We start from the raw sequence: 20656 nt of genomic DNA, 5'->3' as shown, positions 1-20656 counted from the left end.
CAAGCTATTTAGGAGGATACGAATGGTACACATAACGCCTTTAATCATGGCGCTGGCAGCGTGCTTCATCCTTTCGGTCGCGCTGACGCCTATGGTGAAAAAGCTGGCATTCGCAATCGGAGCAACGGATAAACCAAACGCCAGGAAAGTACATCAGAAAATCATGCCGCGATTAGGCGGATTGGCCATTTACATCAGTTTCGTCATTGGTTACCTGATATTTATGCCGAATGATTCGAATACGGCGCCGATACTGATTGGAGCTACGATGATTACGCTGATCGGTGCTTTGGATGATAAGTTCATCCTATCGGCAAAAGTTAAATTCATCGCACAGATTGCAGCTGCAACTGTGACGGTGCTGGGCGGTATTCAAATCGACTTTGTGACACTGCCATTCGCTGGCCGCATCGAATTCGGTGCTTGGGCTATCCCGATTACGATTTTGTGGATTGTCGGTATAACGAACGCCATCAATTTGATTGACGGTTTGGATGGATTGGCAGCAGGAGTTTCAGCCATCGCATTATTCACGATTTCCATGATAGCGATCAGCATGGGCAACCCGCTGTCTGCAATGATGGGCGTGCTCCTGTTAGGCAGCACACTTGGCTTCCTTGTCTTCAACTTCCACCCGGCTAAGATATTCATGGGGGATACTGGAGCATTATTCCTCGGCTATATGATTGCCGTATTATCGGTAAGCGGTCTGTTCAAGAACGTTGCCTTGTTCTCCTTGGTCGTGCCGATCATCATTCTCGGTGTACCGATCTTGGATACGACATTTGCAATCATCCGCCGGATTGTGCAGAAGAAGCCTCTGTCAGCACCGGATAAGCTGCATTTGCACCATTGTCTCTTGAATCTAGGATTCTCTCATCGCCAGACTGTTATCGTCATCTATGCAATCAGCGGGATCTTCAGCATGACAGGCGTCCTTTACACAGAAGTCACCATGTGGGGCTCGACAATCCTGATCATTGCCTTGGCAATCCTGATCGAATTGATCGTCGAGATCACTGGATTGATCAGCGACCGCTATCGTCCGATCCTCAACATGGTAGGTTTTCCAAAAGTGACGGAAGAAGAACAGCAGCGCAAGCAGCATCAGCAATAATGAAAGACCCCTTCTCCAAAAGGAGAAGGGGTCTTTCATTTTACATAAAAAATCACGCTGATAAACATCAGCGTGAAGTTTGTGTGGACGGGTTGGCAGTAGCTGCAACGGCCGGATTGGACATATACATTGCTTGGACCAGCTGTTCACTTGCATGCCCGTTCGAATATTGATTCCATTGTCTGGAGAAAGCGTGCACCTTCTCTAATTGGAAGGCGTTCTTTTTAATCACTTTAATTATCGATTTTGTATCCCTGACCATAGGTCCCGGTAAAGATTCGAGGTATTCATCCGATACGCCGCGTTTTTTCTGATAATCCTCCAAATCATATGTGAAGAAGATGATCGGGCGATGAAGCAGCGAATACTCGAAAGGTATCGAGGAATAGTCGGTGATCAAGATATCCGTCACTAAAAGCAGCGGATTGATATTCTTATAGTGTGTGACATCAATTACAAAGTTTGGATAGTAGTTTGCCAGATCCCAAGTAACAGCAGGGTGAAGGCGCAGGAACAAAACATATTCCTGTCCCAGCTCCCGGTAAAGCTGCTCGATATCAAGCTCGATTTTAGGCTTGGCCAGTTCATCATCCCGGTAAGTGGGAGCGTAAAGGATGACTTTTCGCTTCTTGATGATCGGGTATTGCTCGGCAAGTTCTTTTTCGATTTGTGCAATCCTGCTGTCATCGAAGAAGAAATCGGTACGCGGCATACCAGTTCGCAGTATATTGGCATTCGACAGTCCGAAGCTCTCCTGGAAGATGGATGCCATCTTTTCGGACCCTACCGTCACATACGTAAATCGGCTGTATACTTGCTTGAATCGTTCTTGGGCTTTCGGGCTCCTTGTCTGGACAGAAGGATCCTGCAAGCCGAATTTCTTCATTGCCCCTGCAGCATGCCATAGCTGGATGCATGTGACATTGGGCTTGAAGTCGGTTACGGCCAGAAATCCGAAATAATTATCCACCATCACGACGCGCGAAGTGGCCAGATGGTATATGCCTTTGATAAAGCCGCTCATATTCGCCATGGCAAAAGGTATGATCTCCGCATCAAGATCAGTGAATTCTTCCCGGCAGGAAGGAGTCTTCAGTATGACTATTTCTCCCGCATTCCATTTTTCAAGCGATTTAGCCGTATACAAAACATTATCCCCAAAAGAGGAAACCAAGGTGGTTTTGTTCTTTTGGGGAAACAGCTTGAAAAATATGAATAGCGTCTTGAAGAACGCTAGATAGAGAGAAATAGCTAATTCTCTAACCATTATTCACTTCTAGAAGATCGTCTTTGATCTTAGAAGTGGAGATACCGACTGTACGCGGCAGGTAAACGACTTCGCAATATTCTTTAAGGAAGTCGAATTTGCCTTCCCAGTCACTGCCCATGACGAATACATCAATATCATGTTCCACGACATCGCGGACTTTTTGATCCCAGCTTTCCTCTGCGATGACTTCATCCACATAACGAATCGCTTCCAGGATCATTTTGCGGTTTTCAAAGCTATGGTAAGACTTCTTGTCTTTCAGCTTATTGAATTCATCTGAGGAAATGGCCACGATAAGATAATCGCCCATTTCCTTCGCGCGGCGAAGTAAGTTCACATGGCCCCAGTGCAACAAATCAAATGTACCGTACGTAATTACTTTCTTCATTGTTGTGCCTCATTTCCTTTATAGTTTTGGTTTTCATATATAAAAGTTGTCTTCATCTTCTTTGTCACAGTGCAATTATAAATCATAACATTTACACCTATTTAACATTATATTTACATTTTAATTAAATTTCAAGTCTGCTATGATAATAGAATGCAAATATATGCAAGTATTGTCGAAAACGGATACATAATTACCTGGATTCCCTGTATTTGGTTAAGAAAATGTATAAATGACTAGGGATGAAACATGCTAAGGAAGAGCAAAAAATCCTTTTAAAATACGAAGTATGTGTAAAGAACTTTACAAATGCATTGTTGAATTACCTACATATGAAATTTATAATAAGGATTGGATTGCAAGTTGAGAGGAGAAGTACTGCATGGAAAACATCAGCCTTCGAAATAGGAGAGCCATCTCGGTTCGGATCGATGCGGGGATTTTCTATATGGAGATTCCGATCAAAGCCTCCTATATCGCTGATTATGAAACTTATCGATTCCTATTGCTGAATCGCTATACAAATGAAGAAATTTACCTGACTTTTGAAGAAGATCACAGTGTGGATGAATATACGATTTGCAAAGTGACATTGGACCCTGCTGAACATTCCCAAATACTGCAGGATGGAGTTATGTGGGATTTGTATGTGGAACGGGAAAATGAAGGGGAGACGAAGCGGGCGCGAATCTCCAATCCGCCGGAGCATCTGCAATATCATTCTTATTTCATACCTGGAACGGACAAGGTATTTTATCCTTATCGCACCGGGAAAGGGAATGTATCTTTCCGGATGAATGACTATGTGTTCTTTGCCAATCTGGAAGAAGTACATTTGAAGAAACAGGGTGTCCTTCATTTTTCTGGCTCCTTTAACTATGCTCCGCTGTATCAGGAGGATGGTTACAAGCTGGAAGATATCAAACTGGTCGTGACAAACAATTTGAATGAAGAGGAAGAACAGGTATACCCGCTTCAATTCCAGGAGCGTGAAGACTTGGCAGATAAATACGCAGGTAATGAATTGCTCCGTCATTCCGGTTTTGAAGGGGAATTCGATATAATTCCGCATGTCGATATGGATGAGAGGAAGTTCCTTAAATTTTACGTGGAACTCACTTATTCAAAAGACGGAAAAAGACGCACCATCCGCAGTATCCGGATGCGCCACCTGAAGAAAGACCGGACATTGCCAGTGTCAGTGAAAACAACGGTAAATGGCAAGAAATTCCGATTGACGGCAAGGTTGACGAAGAAAAAATATCTTTCCGTCCAGACGTCTGAGTATTTCTTTATTCGCGAGAGTATATCGCGGGCAAAGCGTAAATGGGTCCACATCCGCCGGGGGAAATTCCTCAAGAATAGCTATAAGCAGGTATTCAAGCTATTCGGCGCCATCCTTCCGGTTGATAAGAAGCTGATGGTTTTCGAAAGTTTCCTTGGAAAACAGTACAGCGATAACCCGAGGGCTATTTATGAGTACATGCGTGAAAATCATCCGGAGTACAAAATGTATTGGAGCTCCGATCGTCGAGCGGTTCCTTATTTTGAAACAAAAGATGTGCCCTATGTACGCCGCTTCTCGATTCGCTGGTTATTCCTGATGACGCGGGCTCGTTATTGGGTATCAAACAGCCGGCTGCCATTATGGATTCCAAAACCAAATCATACGATTTACTTGCAGACTTGGCACGGTACGCCTTTGAAACGGCTTGCGGCGGATATGGACGAGGTTCATATGCCGGGAACGAATACAGAGAAATACAAGCGGAATTTCTTATTCGAAGCATCTAAATGGGATTATCTTGTTTCCCCGAATGCCTATTCCAGTGAAATTTTTGCGCGGGCATTCGGCTTTGACAAGGAGATGCTCGAAACGGGATATCCGCGAAACGATTTCCTTTATACACATAATAAGCCAGAGAACATAGCTGCGCTGAAGAAGAGCTGCGGACTTTCCGAGGATAAGAAGATCATCCTGTACGCACCGACGTGGCGGGATAATCAGTTTTATCAAAAAGGGAAGTATAAATTCGATTTGGAGCTGGACTTGGAGCGCATGCGCCAAGAATTGGGTGATGAATACATTGTTGTCCTGCGGCTGCATTATCTTGTGGCAGAGAATCTGGATCTTTCCAGCTATGAAGGATTTGCGTATGACTTCTCCAAGCATGAGGATATCCGGGAGCTTTACTTGATGGCAGATATGCTGATCACGGATTATTCTTCCGTATTCTTCGATTATGCCAACCTGCGTCGTCCGATGATGTTCTTCGTATACGATCTGGATGATTATCGGGATAATCTCCGCGGCTTCTACTTCGATTTCGAAGAGAAAGCACCGGGACCTTTGTTTAAGCATACAGAACAGATCATCCAGGAAGTGAAGCGGATCGACAGGGAAGGCTACCAGCCGGATGAGCGGTTTGAAGCATTCTATAACCGATTCTGTTACCTGGAGGATGGAAGAGCCTCCGAACGTGTCGTGAAACAAGTGATTAAATAAGATGAACCACCGTCAAATTCCTGGCGGTGGTTTTTTAATAATTTTCTTGGGATGTCAATTCATTTCAATAAACTGGAAATTGTTGAATCAATGGAATCATTTTTAATGTAAATAAAGTGATAATTTAATAATAGATTGTAAAGTTTTGTTTAGTTTTGTAGAATTATAGATAAATAGGTAATTAGTTACCTATTACATACCATTGTTACCTATTCCTAGTAAAAATGAAGGAGTGGTGGATGAGGTAATCGTACGATACATAAACCGCGATGCAATGGCGTTTGAACATTGAAAATTGAATATTCAGGAGGGTGAAATGAAGAAATTCACGTATGCACTCATCTTTTTGCTTCTATTCGGCTTAGTATCTCCAGCGAGGTATGTGTCTGCACAAGAGACGATAAATTCCGAGCAGCAGACAGAAGCTATCCAGCAAACGGATGAGTCACAGACAGAAGAACCGGTGACCGATGCTCCGGAAGAACAATCCGGACCTGTAGATGAGACGGCTGATGACTCGGAAGCCATCCCAGCTGAAGAAGGATCTGAAAACAGTGAGGGGGACGTTTCGGAGGAAAGCGGAACGGTCGATGGAGATCAGCAGACTGAGGAAGATGTGAAGCAGGAAGAAGAAGCAAAAGCAGATTCCCAGCCTGCTGAGGAAGAGGAAAAAGCCCAAGAGGAAGACGCAAAAGCCCAAGAAGAAGAGGCAGATTCGCAAAGTGAAGAGAAGACAATGCGAGCTGCGGCTGTTGATCAAGCTGAGCCTGTGGAAAGCTCAGCTGATTTGATGGGGCATTTGCGTTCCAATGCGGTGATTTATCCTGAGCTTACTGATACGAGTAAGTCCACAGGAGCTGTCGCGGGCGGTTATACGGACATTGTTTACTACATCAAGAAACAAGCTGAATGGAATGATGATACGTATTATCTCATTAGTAAAGAGCCAAGCAGTACTTCTGGTGTCATCGGGTGGGTAAAAGCCTCCGAGATGAGTACCCATACTCACGCTGTCGTGAACAGCGAGAAGCAGACATTTGTGATCAATGGATCTGGAAATGCATACAGCAAGCCTTGGGGAGGATCGAAGGATCTTGTCTATAAGCTTAGCGAGTACAAAGGACAGCAGCTCCATGTAAGCGCTGAAGAAAAAGTCGGCAGCAACACTTGGTACAAAGGGACACTTGCTGGCAAGACTGTCTATATTCATTCTGCATATGTAGATGAATATGAGCCCGTGAAGATAGAAGAGGAACAGAAAACCAGTCTTCTTGGTCATTTAAGGACAAAAGCGGTCATCTATCCTGATATCAATGATCCTTCCTCTGCAATCGAAGCTGTAGCTGAAGGTTACACTAGTGCCGTCTACTACATCAAGAAGCAGGCGAAGATAAACGGCGAGCTGTACTACTTGATCAGCAAAGAGCCAAGTGCGACCAACGGCGTCATCGGCTGGGTAAAAGCTTCTGATATGTCTACGCATACACATAAGACAGTGGACAAAAACAAGAAGACATTCACTATCAAGGGAACTGGGCAAGCATTCACGAAGGCTTGGGGAGGATCGAAGGATCTAGTCTACAACCTTAGTGATTTAGAAGGTGAAACCTTCTATGTGAATTTGACGGAGACTGTCGGCAGCAACACGTGGTACCGCGGTATGCTGAATGGGAAGCAAGTGTTCATTCATTCTGCATATGTGACTGCATATGATCCGGAAATTACGGAACAGCGTACAAGCAAGCTCGGTCATCTCCATGCTGACGCAGTGATTTATCCTGACTTGAAGAACCCTGCATCCACACTTTCAGCTGTTGATGACGGCTTCACCGATGCTGTGTATTACATCAAGAAGCAAGCGTCCCTTGCTGGTGAGCTTTATTACTTGATCAGCAAGGAGCCAAGTGCAACCAACGGTGTCGTCGGATGGGTGAGGGCGTCAGAAATGTCTACACATGATCATACGACAATCAGCAAAGAACGGAAGGGCTTCCTGGTAAAGGGTTCTGGTCAAGCGTTTACCAAAGCTTGGGGAGGATCGAAGGATCTAGTCTATAATCTATCAGACTATCAGAATGAAGTTTTCCAAGTGGATCTGACAGAGACCGTTGGCAGCAACACGTGGTATCGCGGAACGCTTGATGGTAAAAAAGTATTCATTCACAGTGCATATGTCCAAGAGGTGAGCGAGACGAAAATAAGCCGTCTTGGCCACTTGAAATCAAATGCTACCGTTTACGATAACTGGGCAGATACATCCAGCGGCAAAAATGCTGTTGAAGCAGGCTTGACTGACGCTGTTTACTATATCAAAGCGCAAGTGCAAGTAAACGGAACAACCTATTACAAAATCAGTAAAGAGCCAAGCAGTACAAAAGGTGTCGTCGGCTGGGTCAAATCCACCGAGATGTCGACGCATGAACATACGACCATCGATAAGACTGCCAAGACATTCTATGCGAATGGAAAAGGCAGCTCCTATGCAAAAGCATGGGGCGGAGCGAAGGATTTGGTCGTAAGTGATATGTCCAAATATGAAGGAAGCACATTCCGTGTCAACCTGACGGAAAAAGTCGGCAACAACATCTGGTACCGCGGTGTCCTGGATGGGAAGACGATGTGGCTGCATGAATCATATGTAGTCGAGAGCTATAACAAAGAAACGCAATATGACTTGACGCTGGAGGAAGCGGTGGCCATTCAAAGAACTGCATCCCCGCAGACAGATAGTGAATATAAAACATATGTCTCCGCTCAATACATCAATAGCAATAATGAAGTGACAGCGGATCTCCTGAATGTACGCGGCGGTCCGAGCACAAGTTATTGGGTAGTAGGGACATTGTCCAAAGGGGCGAAAGTCAATATCATTGGACAAACTGGCAGCTGGTACCAAATCGAGTTCACCAATTCCCGTCAATGGGTGAATGCCAGCCCTTCCGATGTCGAGTATTATCTTGATCCGAACAACTTCATCAATGATGAAAAGCAGCGTTTCCAGTTCCTTGATCTGACGAGATCAAGTGGGGCGGATGCAGCTACGCTGAATAAGTATCTGGCTGGAAAAGGGACGCTTGATGGACAAGGACAAGCATTCATCGATGCTGCCAAGCTATATGGCATCAATGATGTCTACTTGGTGTCCCATGCCACTCTTGAGACAGGCAATGGTACATCCACACTGGCTCAAGGAGTGAAATATAACGGTACAACAGTCTATAACATGTATGGCATTGGTGCGTACGATGATTGTCCCGTTCAATGCGGTGCCAAACGGGCGTATGACGAGGGTTGGACATCCCCATATCTCGCCATTGTCGGAGGAGCACAGTATATTGGGAATGGCTACATCAATTCAGGTCAAAACACATTGTACAAAATGCGTTGGAATCCTGAAGCAATGGCTGAAACCGGTACTTACGGCAAGCAATATGCCACTGACATCGGCTGGGCATCCAAGCAAGTTTCCACTATGTATAATCTGTATCAAAATCTAGGTATTTATACCTTGTATCTTGATATACCACACTATCGTTAAATCAGGAAAGCACATTATCCAATGCGGATAATGTGCTTTTTTGTTAATTAATATTTCAAATTGTAAATTTTTTGTCGATATATTATGAGAAAAGGTTTTTAGCAATAATTTTACATCATTTTACTTCCTAATCCAGAATGGCCAAAAAGGGGGCAGGCGGAGAAATTGATGGCTATGATCATTTTCAAATACGGGAACAGAGGGCAGACATGAAAAAAATAATAAGCGTGATGGTTGTCTTTGCAATATGTTTTAGCATTATGCCGGCTGGGATTTTTGCACAAGGGCATGATGTTCAGAATACAGAAGATGTTGCGAGTGATCCGAATGATACCAGCGTGACAGGGGAAGAAAGCTCCGAGGATACGCTGAGAGAGGATCAAGCTGAAACGGATGTATCAGAAGAGGGCGATTCGTCAGCTGAAGCTGAGGCTCAGGATGAAGCAGCAGCCGGACAGGAACAATCGGATCAGCCAGTGACAGAAGAGGCGGAAGTGAAGGTCGAGTCAGCAGAACCGTCAGGAAAACAAACCGGAACCTCTGTAACAGAACAGGCTGAAGCAAAAGAGCCGGAAGCTTCAGGGCAGAAGGAAGAAGAGCCGAAGTACAACGAGCTCGGGATCAAAGAGGGTACGATGGTTTACGGGATGGATATCAGTAAGCTATCGGCAGAGCAGCTGCAGTACATACCAATAGACTGGCGCGATGGCATCGATGAAACCGAAGCGGAATCCACTTCGGAGCCAAGGATCTCCAAACGAGCAAGCTATCCGGATGTAAACGATTGGATCAAAAAGAACTCGCCAGCCGCTGCCTCTATTAAATATGAACATAAGAGCCAGTTCGCCAGATTCAGTTATCGGTACGGGAGAGGAGCGGTGGAAGGTGTCGTAGCACATGAAACTGCCAACCCGAATTCCTCCATCCGATCAGAAATGAATTATATGGTGCAAAACCATCATAATGCTTTTGTTCATGCATTCGTCGATCATGGCAATATCATTGAGATCCATCCGACAGACCTAGGTGCATGGGGAGCCGGTTATTATGCAAACCAGCGCTTTGTCCATGTTGAATTGGTCCGGGAAAATAATTTTGAAGATTTTGCTGAATCAATCAACAATTATGCAGACTATATCGCGTATGTTTTGGCTAAATATGATCTTGGTGTGACAAGTGCGGAAGCGAATGGAAGAGGTACATTGTGGTCGCATAATGCGGTCAGCAAGTTCCTTGGCGGTACGAACCACGTCGATCCGCATGGATACTTTGCACAATACGGATACAATTGGAATGACTTCGTCAAGCTTGTGACCGAGAAATATAATCAAAAAGCAATCAAATACAGCAAAACCAGCAAACTGGGTCATATCAGATCTGCAAGTGCGAGAATCTATCCGAATCTGTCGAATCTGTCCAGCAGCACCCAAGCAGGAAGCGGTAAGACAAATCAAGTTTATTACATCAAGAAAGAAGCAAGTGTCAACGGAACTACTTATTATCTAATGAGTACGGAACCAAGCGCTTCTGCCGGAACAATCGGCTGGATGAAAGCCAAAGATGTAAAAGTGCATGATCATAAAGGTGTCAACCGTGATAAATCCATGTACACAATCAAAGGAGTCGGGGAAGCCTTTGACAAAGCGTGGGGCGGCTCCAAGAACAAAGTATATGACTTGGCATCGATGAAGGGACAGGTATTCACTTCCAATCTCACCGAGAAAGTCGGAAATAATACCTGGATACGCGGTATGCTCAAGGGCAAGGAAGTATGGGTGCATGCCAGCTTTGTTACAGATAAAAGAAAAGAAAGCAATACAAGCAAGCTGGGCCATCTGCGGACGGGGGCCAAAATTTATGAGGAAGCCAAGACATCGGCAGCATATCGAAATGCCGGAAGCGATGATTATAATCAGGTTTATTACATCAAAAAGCAGATCGAAAGAGATGGTCAGCTGTTCTATCTGATCAGTTATGCTCCGAGCAGGACGAAGGACGTGGTTGGCTGGGTCAAAGCAGAGCAGATCAAAACACATGCTCATACAGGTGTGAGTAAGCAAGCGCAGACGCTCTACTTGACTGGTGCCGGCAAATCATACAATAAAGCCTGGGGAGGCAGTAAGAACCTCGTTAGCAGCAACTTATCTGCATCAAGAGGGAAAGCCTTCAAAGTGAACCTTACAGAAAAGGTCGGAAATAATATTTGGTACCGAGGCACACTGGATGGCAAGCAGATGTGGCTGCATAGTTCCTATGTGTCCGCCAAGGAAGAAAGCAAGATAAGCAGGCTTGGTCATTTGAGGGCGAAAGCGCTCATCCTGACTGCGCCTGGTATTGCAGCGGGGGCAAAGGATGCCGCTGATGGCTATACGAATCAAGTTTATTACATAAAGAAACAAGCGGTATTCGATAAGAAAACATATTATTTGATCAGCCATGAGCCCAGCAGCACAAGCGGAACAATCGGCTGGGTGGAAGCAAGTCAAATGAAGGTATATTCCCATGTGACTGTCGATAAGGAAAGCAAAACATTTGCAGTCAGGGGGACAGGCAGCGCCTATACAAAAGCCTGGGGCGGATCAAAAGATTTTGTTTATGATCTCAAGAACCATGCCGGCAAGGAATTCAAGGTCAATCTGACAGAGAAGGTCGGAAGCAACATGTGGTACAGAGGATTGTTGGAAGGAAAAGAAGTGTGGATCCATTCAGCATATCTGAAATGAAAAATCGCACCATGCCAGTGAGCGTGGTGCGATTTTTTGTTACAAAATGCAGGAATTAGTTGTAAAATAAAGAGAGTGTTAAATGAGTGTAAATATCGGAGGACAAAATGAAGTTGAAGTATACAATCGCAATTCCCGTTTATAATGATGAAAATACAATCAGAGAATGTCTGGACAGTATCATCAACCAAACTATCGATAATGACAAATTGGAAATCATCTGTGTAAATGATGGTTCTACTGATCAAAGTCCAGCTATCCTTGAAGAGTATAGCAATACATATAGTTTTGTGCGTGTGGTGCACCAAGAAAACAGTGGTTCACCGAGCGGCCCGCGAAACAAAGCAATTGAACTTGCAACAGGTGATTTCATTTTCTTTGTAGATGGTGATGATTATCTTGGTGAAGAAGCTTTGGAGCGGATGGAGGAAAAAATCCTTCAATACGATAGCGATATCGTAATCGGAAAGTATGTCGGCATCAACAGGGGGGTTCCGCAAGCCATTTTCCGGAATCCCGATAATTTCAGTTTCTATGGCTCCAATGCGATGTATACGGTGAGTGTGCAGAAGCTATTTCGTGTAAGCCTGCTGCGGGAGCATAATATCCGATTCCCGGAGCATTATTCATTGGGGGAGGATCAGCCATTCATTATCCAAGCCTATGCATATTCCAACTCCATATCCATTGTGAAAGATTATCCGTGCTATTATTTGACGAATAATCTTACTGTTGGACGGGAGCAGTTGACGAAAAAACCGATTACTGGACGCATTTATATGCATCAATTCGAAGAGACGCTTGCAGCAGTCGCGAGCTTGAATCTTCCGAAAGAGAAAAAATTGCGCACTTACTATCAATATTTGACTCGTGTGTTGAACATCGAGCTTCGGACGACGATTACACGGTCATTTCAGATGGAAGATAAGCAATTCATCTTTGATTCCTTGAAAGCATTGATCAAGCAGCATAATTTCCTGGAGATTTATCCGAATTTCAATACAAGGGAGAAGCTTCTGCTGCGGATCATAGAGCAAGGGGATCTTGAAGATCTCATCAATTTCTGGTATGCGGAGCGTCATCCAGGCAATATGCAAGTCTTCCATGGTTTGATTTATCCGAAGGCAGAGAAAGCTTACGAATTAGCCAAGGCTGAAACATTGTCCTTCCATCGTTCCAACAAGCTTGCAGCTGCTGTGACACGTATACAGAAAAAAGCAGAAGGCTTGCTGATAGAGGGGTACAGTTATCATACCCTTGTCGATGCTTCAGAGGAGCAGCTTTTCCTGAAGCTAAGTGACAGGGATAGTGAACGTGTGACGTCACTTGCGGTTCAAAAAGGAGCCTATGACACAGACAGCCCGATTCCTGTGAATCCTGAAGTGATGCAGGAACAGATCATTTCCCTGTTCCATGTTGTCATCCCATCATCGGCATTGGAAAGATTGGATGCCGAGAATGGCATCGTCGATCTGCATCTTATCAGCAGAATCGAGAACTATACAGCCATCGCACGGATCATTGGGGAAATACCGCAGCATTCGACTGCCAAGCTCACATCCTCGAAGCAAAAAAATCATTTGTTGAATGTGACGACCTATGATACGAAGCACGGCAACTTATCCTTCAAACTGAAGGATACGGCAAAAAAGAAACCGAAACAGCCAAGCAAAAAACAGCGTGTCGTCAACAAAATCAAGCGGATGCTGAGGGCTTGACCTGGGTTATCGTTTCAAAAAACATCCGTGTTATGCTATCTTAGATGAACAATAATTCCGCTTAGGAGGACACAGCAATGAAAACACCAATCTTCGTCTTCAACTCATTGAATGTGAAACGCGGTGGGTTGACAAAAGCGGTATTGAAACGTGCCAACCTCTTGGCAGACCATTACGCTGAGGTTGTTTTCTTTACACTTGCTTATCAACAGGATCATAAAAATATCATTGAAAAACTTTATGAATCCGGACAGCTGGACAGGCGCATCAAGGTGAGGAATTTCTACACCGACCTGCTTGGTGTGGAGCTTGTGACAGCGACTGTGCAAATGCCGGTGGAGCTTCCTGGATACAGTCATATTGTCGATAAGAAGAGTAAATTGCCTGCTTATCGCTATTATAATAATGGGTTGTATGAGCAATACCGCCGATTTGAAAAAGATGGTTCACTTAAACTGATTGATTATATGGATGAGAGCCGTACAAGACAGCGAAGGGAAGAATACCTTCGCAATAATCGCCTTATCAGGGCAAGTCATATGGACATGACTACCAATAAACCTAAGCTGCACAGATATTTCCATACAGACGGTACCTGCAAGGTTGCCGTTTGGATCGATGAATCTGGCGAGGAAGGCAAAACGATCTTGTTTGACCATGACAAGGAATTTGCCAAAGTGCAGCATGCCTATGCCTTTTGGATCGAGGAGGCTGTAAAAGAGTATGAGGAGCCAGTCCTATTGTCGGACTCCAGGAAAACGGACGAAACGGTTCTGCGGGTGAAAAGCGATGTCGAGAAAATCGGAGTCGCGCATAGTTCCCATATCGCTGCCCCGTATAAAGATGACTCCGAGACGAAAATTACATGGCATGCTTTCTTCGAGGGAATCGATGATTACGACAAAGTGGTTGTCTTGACGGAGCATCAGAAGAAGGATATTATTTCCAGGTATGAAGTGGATCCAAATAAACTGCATGTCATTCCGCATGCTGCCCCGCCGACCGTACCTGCTTCAGGGGAGAGTGTGGATCCGCATCTAGCAGTGTCCCTGTCCAGGTACTCGCAAGAGAAGGCTGTCGATGAAGGCATCCGTGCCTTCCGTCATGTGGTTGACAAGCTGCCGGATGCCCGTTATCACATTTACGGCTTCGGACCATTGGAGTCACAGCTGCAAAAACTGATCGACGAATTGGGACTGCAGGATAATGTGAAGCTGATGGGCTTCACCACCGATCCGGCAGCTGCCTATCAATCCGCAGCCTGCTCGATCCTGACATCCAATTATGAAGGATTCGGGATGGTACTGACAGAGAGTATGGCGGTGGGAACACCAGCTATTTCCTATGATATGAAATATGGACCACGGGAAATCATCCGCGACGGAGTGGACGGCTTCATCGTGGAACAAGGCAATCAGCAGCAGCTTGCTGACCGGATCCTTTCCATTATGGAGGATCCGGCACTGCGCAGTGAAATGGCAAAGAAAGCAGTCGATATCACAGGGCGTTTCAGTGAGGAAAACTATGAACAGTCTTGGATAGAGCTATTTTCTTCGCCATCCGAGTCGAATAGTAAGAAGAGATCACTATTCGGTTTTTTGAAAAAATAATCCATTTCATATTGGATATCAACAAAATGCTTGGTACGGTGCTTCATAGCATACCAGTAGGAGGAAAAAATGATGAAGACCCCTATATTCGTGTTCAATTCACTGAATGTGGAGCGAGGCGGCCTGACGAAAGCAGTGATGAAACGGGCGAATATTCTCGCAGACCATTACGGGAAAGTTGTTTTCTTCACACTGGCTTTTCAGCAGGACCACAAGAATATCATCGAAAAGCTGTATAAATCCGGACAGTTGGATAGAAGAGTGGAAGTAAGGAACCATTATACGGATCTCTTGCATATCAGCAAAGTCGATGACCCGAAGGAAGCATCCGTTGAAGTAGGGCAAATGCATAAGATACAGGATAAAAATAGCAAGCAGCTTGCTTTTCGTTATTATGAGGACGGCATCTATAAGCAATATCGCCGTTTCAATGGAGACGGAACGCTGAAGCTGATCGATTATATGGACGAAAGCCGCACCCGATTGCGCCGGGAGGAGTATTTACGTGATGGCCGCCTTGTGCGGACAAGTCATATGGATAAGCTGACGAATAAGCCTAAATTACACCGTTATTTCCTGGAAGATGGTACATGCCGCATCACCGTTTGGGTGAATCCATCCGGCAGCGAAGGCAGGGTCATCGTTTTCGGTGAGGAAGATATCGAATATGAATCCATCCATCATGCATATGCTGCCTGGATCGATAAAGCGGTACGGGACTATGAGGAGCCAGTTCTCATGTCCGATTCAAGGAAGACGGACGAAACAGTCCTGCTCGTCAACGCAGATGCGGAGAAAATCGCTGTCGCGCATAACAACCACTTTGAGCCGCCTTATGATGAAAGTGCGAAAACGAAGAAATCCTGGAAGCATTTCGTGGAAGGCATCAATTCCTTCGATCATGTGGTCTTCCTGACACATGAGCAGGAGAAGGATATCACCTCTCGCTATGATGTCACGACGAAGCTGCATGTCATTCCGCATGCAGCTCCTGCAACACCAGCTGCCAAGCTTGCATATCAGCCGAAGGTGGCTGTCACGCTGGCTCGTTTTGAAGGCCAGAAGCGGCTGGATGAGGGAATTGCAGCGTTTAAGCATGTCGTGGAGGAGATTCCGGATGCGGAGTACCATATCTATGGCTTTGGACCGCTGGAAGAAGAGCTGAAGGCTCAAATCAAGCGTCTTGGCTTGGAGGGGAATGTGAAGCTGTTAGGCTTCTCCTCTGATCCGGCAGCTTCCTATCAGTCCGCTGCCTGCACCATTTTGACGTCCGATTTTGAAGGTTTTGGTATGGTCCTGACAGAGACACTGGCTGCTGGTACTCCTGCAGTAGCTTATGATATCAAATACGGACCCAAAGATATCGTAAGAAATGATATCGACGGTTATCTGGTCAAAAAAGGCGACCAAAAAGCGCTTGCCGAAAAAGTGGTGGCCATCATGAAGGATCGCGATCTTCGTGACAGACTTTCAGCCAGGGCGACGGAAGTCATCGAGCGATTCAGTGAAGAGAGCTTCAAGAAGGATTGGGTCGAAATGTTCGGTCAAACCTACACGCCGACAGAGGATGACAAGCCGACGGAGAAGAAACGATCGTTCTTTGGATTTGGCCGTAAATAATGAAAACAGCCGGTATATTACCGGCTGTTTTCTATTTGTGTAAATTCTATGTGAATAATTGTAAAGTTTCTGTTTTCATGGCATAATGAGTAGGTCTATCATACGAAGATTCCTACCAGATGGTTTGATCTTGAAAGGTTGTTACAAGTGTGTCAAATCAAGAAATCGTAGAAATAATGGATATTCCTTTCAATAAATTAACGCAAAAAGAGCTATTGCAGCAGCATCTCTACCCGCGGATCGATTCCGGGGAACGCACGTATATCGTGACTGCCAATCCAGAGATCGTCATGCAGACAAGGGAAGATGCAGCGTATAAAAAAAGCGTCAAAAGCGCTGATTATATCATTCCGGATGGAGCCGGGGTCGTCATTGCTTCCAAAATGCTCGGCAGCCCCATCGAAGAGCGCGTCACCGGCTTCGACCTGATGTTCAAGCTGCTCAGTTATGCCGAAAAGCATAACCTCAGCTGTTATTTCCTTGGGGCCAAACAGGAAGTGAATGAGCGGGCCGTAAACCGGGTACGCTCCCAGTATCCTGGTATCCGCATCGCAGGAAGCCACCATGGCTATTTCAGCGAGGACGAAGACGCATCGGTGGCAGGGCAAGCGGCGACTGCAAAACCGGATTTGATTTTTGTCGCAATGGGGTTCCCAAGGCAAGAGAACTTCATCGCAGCGAATCAGCATCTGTTCGAAAAAGGTGTATTCATGGGTGTCGGCGGTGTATTCGATATACTGGCCGGTGAAATGAAACGCGCACCGCGAGCATGGATAAAACTGAATTTGGAATGGCTATACCGTCTGATCAAGCAGCCTTTCCGCTGGAAACGAATCCTTAAGGCATTCGAATTCATGTTCCGTGTATTGATACGCAAATAAAAGACCGAAAGGCATATGATTGCCTTTCGGTCTTTTTTAGTTGGATGAGCCTGCGATGGCACGCTCGCGATATGCTTCTTTTTCTTTCTTTGACATCTTCTTATATTCGTTGAGGAATTGATCGTATCTGGGGATGACTTCATCAATGGAGCCATATTCCCGGACTTGTCCGAATTCCAGCCAGAGGATTTTATCGCAGAACTGTTTCATCTGTCCGAGCGAGTGACTGACGAATATCATTGTCTTGCCCCTGTCCTTGAATTCATGCATTTTAGCAAGGCTCTTCTCGGCAAAGGCTTTATCTCCTACGGACAAAGCTTCATCGATGATCAGAATGTCAGGGTCGATATTGACAGAGATGGAGAAACCAAGACGTGATTTCATCCCGCTGGAATAGTTTTTCACCGGCTGGTCGATGAACTTCTCCAGCTCGGCAAATTCGATGATCTTCGGTTCAAGCTCGGCAATTTCCTTTTTGGTCAAACCAAGCATCAAGCATTTCAGCTCGATGTTCTGCCTGCCTGTCAAATCACCCTTCAAGCCTGCAGAAACAGCAATCAAAGCCGCCTCCCCATTCAAGGTGACAGAGCCGGTCGTCTCCGGCACGATGCCGGCAATGATATTGGAAAGTGTCGATTTACCGGATCCATTGATGCCGATGAATCCAACTACATCGCCTTTTTCAGCTGTAAAGCTGACATTGCGCAAGGCGTAGAAGTCTTCCCCGTATTCTTTGGGGAAAATGATATCCTTGATACGATCCGAGCTTTTGCTATATAACTTATATTTTTTGCTTACATTTTCAACGATGATTGATTTATCCATAAAAATCCCTTTCTAATTAGAGAAAGTCGATAAAGTGTCTTCTGAAACGGATGTGCAAGGCAGCACCGATCATGAAGATGATTGCAGTGACTACCCAGAAATAGATGGTGTATTCCCATGAATTAATGAAATACCAGCCATTCTGCCCCATCAATGACGCACGGTAGCCCTCGACGAGATAATAAAGCGGATTAAGCTTCATCACTATAACCAAGGGATCAGGAAGCTTGTGGGAGACCCAAAGGATAGGCGTCAGATATAACACCATTCTCAGAGTAGCTTGCAGAAGCAGCTGGATATCCCGGATAAGGGTTGTAAGAGTCGTCATAAGCAGCACGAATGCATAAGTGAATGCAAAGGTCGCAATCATGAAATATGGTAACTGCAGCATATAAATGCTGATTGGATAACCAGTGATTTGCATCAGGATTATTGTCAAAACTACGAGTATCAGATGTGGATAGAACTTAGAGAAAATCGTGATATTTGGAATCACGCTCATCGGAAAATTCATTTTTGATAACAATCGCAGTCTGCTATAGATTGATTTAGCACCCTGGGTTGCTGCCGGCTGGAAAAACATCCAGATGATCAGACCAGAAACGAGCCAAGGGAAGAAGTCGAAATAGCCGCCTGAAGGATTAGGGATCTTACGTCCTTCACCACCGCTGATCAAATAACCGAAAACAAGCCAGTAGATGGCGATTTGAATAACAGGGCTGATTATTTCCCAAGCCAATCCGAGATAGTTGGCATTATTGTTATTCCTAAGTTCATAAAGCGAAATACGTCGAATGAGATGAAAATGCTTGAATTGTTCTTTTAGAACAGTGATTGCTGATTTCATGAGAAAGTCCTTCCTGCTAGGATGTTCTTTTGTTCAGACCTCTTAAATTATACTAGCAACAACCTTAGAAAACAATTTTAATTTACATTGGCTTTACAATGGAGCGTAAGGCATCAAAAGGAACTGCCACCCGGTAAGAAGGGTGGCAGTCTTGTTTTGGTTATGGCGTTGTCGCAGTTCCTGTCGAACCGACTGAGGTACTGTCATTTGTGCCGGTACCTGTCGAATCATCGTAGGTCGAACCGCTGGAACCGCTGGTTGTACTGTCGGAGGCACCTGTATCATAGCTCGAAGTGCCGCTTGATTCTGTGCTGCCATCTGTAGCAGAACCAGTGCCGGTCGTTCCGGCAGATCCAGTGTTTCCAGTCGTTCCAGTGGTGCTGTCAGTCGTCCCGGCATCAGAACTGCTGCCGGTCGTGCCAGTGCTGTAGTCGGTTGATCCGGTGCTTCCGGTAGTACCGTCGCTTGTCGTCCCGGTACTGTCAGTGGAAGGATCTGTTGTACCATCCGTTGTTCCGGTACTATCATAAACCCCGCTGCCATCTTCCGTTTCCACGCTATCGGTGTCCACTTCCTCGGGCAATCCGAGATGTTCCCGAAGCTGCTTCTGGACATCTGCGAGGGAAGTTGGGTCGACCTGGTAGTACCAGATGCCATCGGATAGTTTTCCGCCGGTGCCGTCCAGATTCAAGGTGTTGATCGTCAGGTCATTACTTGTGCCGTAAGAGATGAAGCTCTTGATCTGGTCGAATGTCAGGCTTGTGCTTAGGTTGTCCCCTACATCCTGAATCAAATCGTCATATTTGAATACCGAGCCGGCAGATGATGCTTTCGTTATCATGGCCTTGATGATCTCCTGCTGGCGCTTTCCGCGTTCGATATCATTATCATAATGGCGGGTGCGCGCAAGGGCCAATGCTTCTTCGCCATTGAGTTCCTGCAGACCTGCCTCCAGGTGGATGGCATCTTTCTGGTCCTTCGAGTTCTGCTCATACAGCTCGTATGGAACATCCACTTCTATACCGCCTAGTGTATTGATGATATCCATGAAGGCGTTGAAGTTGATTTCAGCATAATAATCCACTGGGACGTTAAGGAAATTCTCGACGGTTTCCACACTGGCCTGGGCGCCGCCATATGCATGCGCATGGGTGATTTTCGTCTTGCGGTTCACTTCAGGTACATAAACGTATGAGTCGCGCGGGATGCTCAGGAGATCGACGCTGTGCTCTTCCTTATTGAAAGTGGCAAGGATCATCGCATCGGAGCGGGAATTCGACTCATCACGTGTATCGCTGTCATCCACCCCCATGAATAGAATCGATACATTATCCTCGACGGGATCGACTGCTGCATCGCGCAATGCCGATTTATCCCGCGCATCGTCGACATGGGCATTCTGGATCGCATTGGCTGCAGAGGTCCATAGATGTGCAGCATATGCAGCGCCTCCGGCTCCAAGGATCAGGATCGGGATGAGCAGAAGCATCAAAACTCGTTTTTTATTTACTTTTTTCTTCACTATTCGCCTGGGAGGCTGCGGTTGGTAAGGTGACCTTCTCGACATGATTAAACTCCTTTTTTTACTGATATATCTGAATGTTTATTCATTG

General features: G+C 45.5%; 13 protein-coding genes. 8 read left to right on the top strand and 5 right to left on the bottom strand.

Annotation, left to right across the window (positions count from 1 at the left end):
• Window positions 1–22: 22 nt before the first annotated feature.
• Entirely contained in the window at window positions 23–1117 is a 1095-nt protein-coding gene (locus tag CHH53_RS00355; RefSeq protein WP_095214135.1) for a glycosyltransferase family 4 protein, read from the top strand.
• A gap of 67 nt (window positions 1118–1184) precedes the next feature.
• Here CHH53_RS00355 and CHH53_RS00350 read toward each other — a convergent pair whose 3' ends face one another.
• Both CHH53_RS00350 and tagD read right to left on the bottom strand, forming a co-directional pair.
• A complete protein-coding gene (locus tag CHH53_RS00350) occupies window positions 1185–2264 on the bottom strand; it encodes a CDP-glycerol glycerophosphotransferase family protein (protein WP_233134726.1) in 1080 nt (359 codons plus the stop codon).
• Between the two features lie 112 nt (window positions 2265–2376).
• A complete protein-coding gene (gene tagD, locus CHH53_RS00345) occupies window positions 2377–2775 on the bottom strand; it encodes a glycerol-3-phosphate cytidylyltransferase (protein ID WP_095214133.1) in 399 nt (132 codons plus the stop codon).
• A gap of 382 nt (window positions 2776–3157) precedes the next feature.
• Here tagD and CHH53_RS00340 point away from each other — a divergent pair, with 382 nt between their 5' ends.
• From CHH53_RS00340 to CHH53_RS00310, 7 genes are all read left to right on the top strand, one after another.
• Window positions 3158–5281 carry a CDP-glycerol glycerophosphotransferase family protein gene (locus CHH53_RS00340; protein WP_095214132.1) on the top strand — a complete coding sequence of 708 codons (2124 nt, stop codon included), beginning with the start codon at window positions 3158–3160 and terminating at the stop codon, window positions 5279–5281.
• 316 nt (window positions 5282–5597) lie between these two features.
• Window positions 5598–8819 (top strand): N-acetylglucosaminidase, encoded by a 3222-nt coding sequence (locus CHH53_RS00335; RefSeq protein ID WP_095214131.1) that lies wholly within the window; start codon window positions 5598–5600, stop codon window positions 8817–8819.
• Between the two features lie 209 nt (window positions 8820–9028).
• Window positions 9029–11542, top strand: coding sequence for an N-acetylmuramoyl-L-alanine amidase (locus tag CHH53_RS00330; protein WP_158221431.1), 2514 nt, complete (start codon window positions 9029–9031; stop codon window positions 11540–11542).
• Window positions 11543–11649: 107 nt separating this feature from the next.
• Window positions 11650–13260, top strand: coding sequence for a glycosyltransferase family 2 protein (locus CHH53_RS00325; RefSeq protein WP_095214129.1), 1611 nt, complete (start codon window positions 11650–11652; stop codon window positions 13258–13260).
• A 77-nt stretch (window positions 13261–13337) separates the two neighbouring features.
• Window positions 13338–14870 carry a glycosyltransferase gene (locus CHH53_RS00320; RefSeq protein WP_095214128.1) on the top strand — a complete coding sequence of 511 codons (1533 nt, stop codon included), beginning with the start codon at window positions 13338–13340 and terminating at the stop codon, window positions 14868–14870.
• Between the two features lie 69 nt (window positions 14871–14939).
• Window positions 14940–16490 (top strand): glycosyltransferase, encoded by a 1551-nt coding sequence (locus CHH53_RS00315; protein WP_095214127.1) that lies wholly within the window; start codon window positions 14940–14942, stop codon window positions 16488–16490.
• Window positions 16491–16639: 149 nt separating this feature from the next.
• Window positions 16640–17371 (top strand): WecB/TagA/CpsF family glycosyltransferase, encoded by a 732-nt coding sequence (locus CHH53_RS00310; protein WP_233134721.1) that lies wholly within the window; start codon window positions 16640–16642, stop codon window positions 17369–17371.
• A 36-nt stretch (window positions 17372–17407) separates the two neighbouring features.
• Here CHH53_RS00310 and tagH read toward each other — a convergent pair whose 3' ends face one another.
• The 3 genes from tagH to CHH53_RS00295 form a co-directional block, all read right to left on the bottom strand.
• Window positions 17408–18196 carry a teichoic acids export ABC transporter ATP-binding subunit TagH gene (tagH, locus tag CHH53_RS00305; protein WP_095214125.1) on the bottom strand — a complete coding sequence of 263 codons (789 nt, stop codon included), beginning with the start codon at window positions 18194–18196 and terminating at the stop codon, window positions 17408–17410.
• A gap of 16 nt (window positions 18197–18212) precedes the next feature.
• A complete protein-coding gene (locus tag CHH53_RS00300) occupies window positions 18213–19043 on the bottom strand; it encodes an ABC transporter permease (protein ID WP_095214124.1) in 831 nt (276 codons plus the stop codon).
• Between the two features lie 160 nt (window positions 19044–19203).
• Complete coding sequence (locus tag CHH53_RS00295) at window positions 19204–20610, bottom strand: LCP family protein (RefSeq protein ID WP_095214123.1); 1407 nt, start codon at window positions 20608–20610, stop codon at window positions 19204–19206.
• Window positions 20611–20656: the final 46 nt, after the last annotated feature.

Origin of the sequence: Terribacillus sp. 7520-G (assembly GCF_002271665.1) — a bacterium.
Taxonomy (GTDB): domain Bacteria; phylum Bacillota; class Bacilli; order Bacillales; family Amphibacillaceae; genus Terribacillus.
Note: the sequence above shows the minus strand (reverse complement) of the source record. Positions and strands in the feature narration are given on the sequence as shown.

What these genes read in the sequence shown, in the direction of transcription:
- CHH53_RS00355 (WP_095214135.1), top strand. Translation starts at nt 23, where the DNA reads ATGGTACACATAACGCCTTTAATCATGGCGCTGGCAGCGTGCTTCATC.
- CHH53_RS00330 (WP_158221431.1), top strand. Translation starts at nt 9,029, where the DNA reads ATGAAAAAAATAATAAGCGTGATGGTTGTCTTTGCAATATGTTTTAGC.
- CHH53_RS00325 (WP_095214129.1), top strand. Translation starts at nt 11,650, where the DNA reads ATGAAGTTGAAGTATACAATCGCAATTCCCGTTTATAATGATGAAAAT.
- CHH53_RS00335 (WP_095214131.1), top strand. Translation starts at nt 5,598, where the DNA reads ATGAAGAAATTCACGTATGCACTCATCTTTTTGCTTCTATTCGGCTTA.
- CHH53_RS00300 (WP_095214124.1), bottom strand. Translation starts at nt 19,043, where the DNA reads ATGAAATCAGCAATCACTGTTCTAAAAGAACAATTCAAGCATTTTCAT.
- tagH (WP_095214125.1), bottom strand. Translation starts at nt 18,196, where the DNA reads ATGGATAAATCAATCATCGTTGAAAATGTAAGCAAAAAATATAAGTTA.
- tagD (WP_095214133.1), bottom strand. Translation starts at nt 2,775, where the DNA reads ATGAAGAAAGTAATTACGTACGGTACATTTGATTTGTTGCACTGGGGC.
- CHH53_RS00340 (WP_095214132.1), top strand. Translation starts at nt 3,158, where the DNA reads ATGGAAAACATCAGCCTTCGAAATAGGAGAGCCATCTCGGTTCGGATC.
- CHH53_RS00295 (WP_095214123.1), bottom strand. Translation starts at nt 20,610, where the DNA reads ATGTCGAGAAGGTCACCTTACCAACCGCAGCCTCCCAGGCGAATAGTG.
- CHH53_RS00315 (WP_095214127.1), top strand. Translation starts at nt 14,940, where the DNA reads ATGATGAAGACCCCTATATTCGTGTTCAATTCACTGAATGTGGAGCGA.
- CHH53_RS00320 (WP_095214128.1), top strand. Translation starts at nt 13,338, where the DNA reads ATGAAAACACCAATCTTCGTCTTCAACTCATTGAATGTGAAACGCGGT.